Origin of the sequence: Paracoccus sp. P2, assembly GCF_046335115.1 — a bacterium.
Classification (GTDB): Bacteria; Pseudomonadota; Alphaproteobacteria; order Rhodobacterales; family Rhodobacteraceae; genus Paracoccus; species Paracoccus pantotrophus.
Genome location: NZ_JBGOSN010000058.1, coordinates 1 through 4,817, shown reverse-complemented (window position 1 = coordinate 4,817; position 4,817 = coordinate 1). Strand labels below are relative to the sequence as shown.

Here is a 4,817-nt window from a genome sequence, read left to right as displayed (position 1 = left end):
AAGGGGCCCGGAGAAAGGGGCCCGGAGAAAGGGGCCCGGAGAAAGGGGCCCGGAGAAAGGGGCCCGGAGAAAGGGGCCCGGAGAAAGGGGCCCGGAGAAAGGGGCCCGGACGCGCGTGCCGCGGCGTCCGGGCCAGGCTCATCTCCCGTTCAGGCGCTTTCGCTGTCCTGCCCGGCGGCGGCCTTGTCCTCCATCATCTCGAACCACATCGCGTTCAGCACCGCGAAGGTGACGGCCAGCGGCGGGCCCAGGATCCATGCGAAATACCACATTGCGTTGTTGTCCTTTCAGTAAGCGTGGCCGCCCCCGGTGATGTTCCTTTTCCTCGACCTTGCCCCACAGCACCCTGTAGGCCCAGGCGGCGTAGGTCGCGATGATCGGCAGGAAGATCCCGGTGCAGACCAGCATGATGAACAGCGTCAGGTGGCTGGACGAGGCGTCCCAGACCGTGAGGCTCGCCCCCGGCATGACCGAGGAGGGCAGGATGAAGGGGAACATCGACAGCCCCACCGAGGAGATGATGCCGAAGATCGCCAGCTTGCTCAGCAAAAGCGTGCGGACCTCGCGCCCGGTTTTCAGCGACCACAGCACGCCAAGCGCGCCCAGGAAGCCGAAGGCCGGGGCTGCCAGCATCCAGGAATGCGCGGCGTAATTGGCAAACCAGGCGCCGGGCGCGAGTTCGACCGTCTTGGCCAGCGGGTTCGACGGCCCGTTCGGGTCGACGGCCCCGGCGATGCGATCGCCGTCCACGAACAGCCACAGCGCCAGCCCGCCCGCCGCGTAAAGCAGCACGGTGGCCATGGCCGCCCAGCGGCCGAAGCGGCGCGCCCGCCCGGCGACCGGGCCCGAGGTCTTCAGCACCAGCCAGGCCGCGCCATGCATGGCCAGCATCGCCACCGACGGCAGCCCGCAGAAGCCGCCGTCGTAGAAGATGCGCAGGTCCGAGCCCAGCCGGAAGGGCACCCCCAGCAGCAGGTTCCCGACCGCGACGCCGAATATCAGCGAGGGTACGAAGCCGCCGATGAACAGCGCCCAGTCCCAGTTGCGCCGCCAGCGCGCGCTTTCGCGTTTCGAGCGATACTTGAACCCGACCGGCCGCAGGATCAGCGCGGCGAGGATCGCGAACATGGCGAGGTAGAAGCCGGAAAAGGACACCGCGTAAAGCGGCGGCCAGGCGGCAAGGATCGCGCCGCTGCCCAGGACCAGCCAGACCTGGTTGCCCTCCCAGACCGGGCCGATGGTGTTGATGACGATGCGGCGCTCCGGGTCGGTCTGGCCGGCGAAGGGCAAGAGCATGCCCACGCCCAGGTCGAAGCCGTCGGTGGCGGCAAAGCCGATCAGCAGCACCCACCAGATCGCGCGCAGGGTTTCATAGGTCAGCAATTCGTGCAGGATCATGGTCTTACTCCGCGGCAACGAAACGGGCGGGCGGAAGCGGCGCCTCGGGCCCATGGTCGGGCTGTGGCCCCTAGCGGATCGCGGCCAGCATCAGGCGCATCTCGATCACGATCAGCACCGTATAGAGCAGGGTGAAGCCGGCGATGGTGAACAGAACTGTCGGCACCGTCAGCGACGAGGCGGCGGCGACCGTGGGCAACACGCCCTCGATGCTCCAGGGCTGGCGGCCGAACTCGGCCACGATCCAGCCGGCCTCGGCGGCGATCCAGGGCAGGGCCGGCGCGTGATCGTGCCGCGGGCCGAAACCATCACAAAGGCCGCCATCAGCGCCATGTTGACGAAGCCGATGCCCACCATGATGCGGAAGGCCCAGAACAGCGTCGGCACATGCGGCACGGTATCCCAGGCCGCCTGGGCGATCTGTTCCTCGGTCGCGCCGCGCGGATCCTCGACATATTTGGTCAGCAGCAGCGCATAGCCCATGTCGTCACCATGCTCTTCGAAGGCCCGCACCGATTCGGGCGGCACCGCATCGCGCGAGGGTGCGGCGCGATAGTCCTGCAGGGCGTCATAGGCGATGATGCCGTTGCGGATGCGGTCCTCGGCCTTGTCCACCAGCTCCAGGATGCCGGGAATTTCCTGCGTCAGCGAGCGGGTGCCGATCAGGCCCATCACCCAGGGAATGTGGATGGCGTAGTGGTTGGTCCGCTCCTCCATGTCGGGGATGCCGACCAGGGTGAAGGAGGCCGGCGCCGGCTGGGTTTCCCACATGCCCTCGATGGCGGCGAGCTTCATCTTCTGGTGTTCCGAGGCCAGGTAGCCGAAGCCCGCCCAGCTGTCGATGCGGTTCAGCCGGTCCTCGGCCGCGGCCAGCCTCGCATCCGCATCGGCGATGGCCCGGCGCTGCGCGCCCAGCCGGGCGGCCATGACCAGTTCGGTCTGGCCCTGCATCAGGTCGATGGTGCGGGCGCGCAGGGTCTCGGTCATCTGGGCGCGGCGGCGCATCCCCAGCCCGGCCGCATGGCCCGCGGCCAGCACCAGCCCGATCCCGGCCGCGACGAGGAAGGCAAAGACCGCCAGCCCCAACAGCGGCTGCATCAGCCCCAGGGCCAGCCCCACCGCCAGCGCCGTGGCCAAGGCCGCAGCCGGGGGCGCCAGCACCCGCAGGTAAAGCACGTCGAGCGCGTCGATATCCACGGTCAGCCGGAACAGCAGCCGCGCAGGCCCGCCAGCACGGCCAGCGTCGCGTCATGCGTCACCAGCCGCTCGCCATAGCGCGCCGCCGTGCGCCCCAGCGCCAGCAGCCGGATACCCGAGGAGGGCATGAACACGTCGAAGGCCAGCGCCGTGGCCGTGGTCAGCCCGGCAATGGCGGTGGCGGTAATGAACCAGCCCGACAGGCCCAAAAGCGCGATGCCCGCCAGCACCGTTACCGCCGCCGGCGCCGCCCCGTCCACAGCCGGCGCCGCCCTTCGGCGGCGAACAGCGCCAGCACCGGCGCCATGTCTCGGACCAGCCGCCTCATGCCGCCGTCTCCATCCCGATGCCGTCCAGCCGGATGATGCGGTCCATCCGCGCCGCCAGTTCCGGGTCATGCGTCGCCACGATCAGCGTGTGTCCCCGGGCCAACGCCAGCAGCCCCTCGGTGATCTCGGCCGCCGTGGCAGCGTCGAGATGTGCGGTCGGCTCATCCGCCAGGATCAGCCCGGCCTGCGGTGTCGCGGCCACCCGCGCCAGCGCCAGCCGCCGCGCCTGTCCGCCGGACAGGCCGGTGCCGCCCTCGCCCACCGGGGCGCTGCCGCGCCGGGCCGCGACCTGATCCAGCCGGGCCATGTGCAGCGCCTGTGGCAGGCTGTCGGGGGCGTCCAGGCTCCGGCCCAGCGTGACATTCTGCGCCAGCGAGCCGGCGAAGATATGCGGAGCCTGGCCGATCCAGGCCATTCGGGCGCGCAATGCGGCGGCGGCTTACGTGTCGAGCAGCCGGCCGTCGATCTCGATCCGCCCCGAATCGGGCGCGGCTAGGCCGGCGATCAGCGAAAGCAGCGTCGATTTGCCCGAGCCGCTGGGGCCGACCAGCGCCACGCGCTCGCCCGGCGCGACGGTCAGGCTGAGCGCGGCGCCGGGTTCCGCCGCGCCGGCATGGCGAAAGCGCAGATCCTCGAGGCGCAGCGCCATGGCGGCGGCGGTTGGCGGGGCGGCGGCCTCGGCCTCGGCGCCGGGCAGCGCCATCCCCGGCGCGGCCGCCCGTTGCAAGGCGGCCATCCCGGCCTCGCCCGCCGCCTTGTCGTGCCAGGCCGCCGACAATTCGCGCAAAGGCTCGAAAAAGGCCGGCGCCAGCAGCAGGATGAACAGGCCCTCGGCCAGCGTCAGCTTGTCGCCCCAGGCGCCAAAGGGCAGGGCGCCCAGCAGGTGAAAACCGATATAGACCGCGACCATCGCCACGCCGAGCGCCGCGAAAAGCTCCAGCCGCCGAGGTCAGGAAGGCGATGCGCAAGACCGCCATGATCCGCGCGCGCAGCGATTCCGCATCGGCCCTGACGCGCAGCGCCGTCGCCTCGAAGGCGCCCAGGCTGCGGATGGTCGCCATGCCGCGGAGCCGGTCCAGCAGGAAGGCGTTCATGCCGCCGACCTCGACCATCTGCGCCTTGCTCGCCGCCTTGGCCTTCCAGCCGACCAGCACCATGAAGACCGAAAACACCGGCAGCGCCACCAGCAGCACCAGTACCGCCGTCCAGGACAGGGGCAGGATCGCCAAGAGGATGACCAGGGGCAGCACCGCCGCCTTCAGCCGCGCGGGCCGAAACCGCGCCAGCCAGGGCATGACGGCCTCGGCCTGTTCGGTGACGATGCTTGCCGCCTCGCCCGAGGGCATGCGCCCGGCATCGAGCGGCGAGCGCGCCGAAAGCGCCGCCACCGCCCGGCCGCGCAGCTCCGACAGCCGGGCCGGCGCCGCGCGTCAGGCCAGCCTGCCGCCAAGCGCCTCGAGCCCCGCGCGCAGGCGCCCCAGCGCCAGCACGCCGAGCGCCGGCCCCGCCAGCGAGGCCGCGCCGGTTCCCGCGCCGATCCCGGCCACCGCGACGGCCAGGATGCCGGCCTGGGGGCAACCACAGAAGCGCGGCCGCCACCGCCAGGGCGCAGGCAAGCCGGGCAGGAGGGCCGACGCCCCCGCCGCTGGCCGAGGGCGGATGCCGCAAAGGCCGTTCAGATTCGCACATGGCGATGTCTTTGTGGTTCGCGTCGGATCAGGCGACACGTTATCTTCGGAAGGATGCATGGATGACGAAGCGCATGGATGCAGCGGGGCAACACGACGCATCCCCCTCCGGCGGCCTTGCATATATTCGCATACTTGAATATGCTTTATTGCGACGCGCGATCTGCGTGCAGGAGGAGTATTCGATGCGCCATGCCCCGACCTC

General features: G+C 70.7%; 2 protein-coding genes and 4 pseudogenes. All 6 read right to left on the bottom strand.

Annotated features, from left to right (window positions below):
- Positions 1 to 149 precede the first annotated feature (149 nt).
- The gene (gene cydX / locus ACDP63_RS21555) at positions 150 to 272 is read right to left on the bottom strand and encodes a cytochrome bd-I oxidase subunit CydX (protein ID WP_074991057.1); all 123 of its coding nucleotides are present in this window, start codon (positions 270 to 272) and stop codon (positions 150 to 152) included.
- A 94-nt stretch (positions 273 to 366) separates the two neighbouring features.
- A pseudogene (cydB, locus tag ACDP63_RS21550) lies at positions 367 to 1,398 on the bottom strand (cytochrome d ubiquinol oxidase subunit II); the annotation flags it as partial.
- A gap of 4 nt (positions 1,399 to 1,402) precedes the next feature.
- Positions 1,403 to 2,220, bottom strand: a pseudogene (locus tag ACDP63_RS21545) (cytochrome ubiquinol oxidase subunit I); the annotation flags it as partial.
- A gap of 377 nt (positions 2,221 to 2,597) precedes the next feature.
- Complete coding sequence (locus ACDP63_RS21540; RefSeq protein ID WP_024845611.1) at positions 2,598 to 2,855, bottom strand: hypothetical protein; 258 nt, start codon at positions 2,853 to 2,855, stop codon at positions 2,598 to 2,600.
- 64 nt (positions 2,856 to 2,919) lie between these two features.
- Positions 2,920 to 3,627, bottom strand: a pseudogene (locus tag ACDP63_RS21535) (ATP-binding cassette domain-containing protein).
- Positions 3,628 to 3,925: 298 nt separating this feature from the next.
- Positions 3,926 to 4,219: pseudogene (locus ACDP63_RS21530) on the bottom strand (ABC transporter transmembrane domain-containing protein); the annotation flags it as partial.
- Positions 4,220 to 4,817: the final 598 nt, after the last annotated feature.

Bases quoted from the DNA above. Each gene is read 5' to 3' on its own strand.
- cydX (WP_074991057.1), bottom strand. From the start codon at position 272: ATGTGGTATTTCGCATGGATCCTGGGCCCGCCGCTGGCCGTCACCTTC.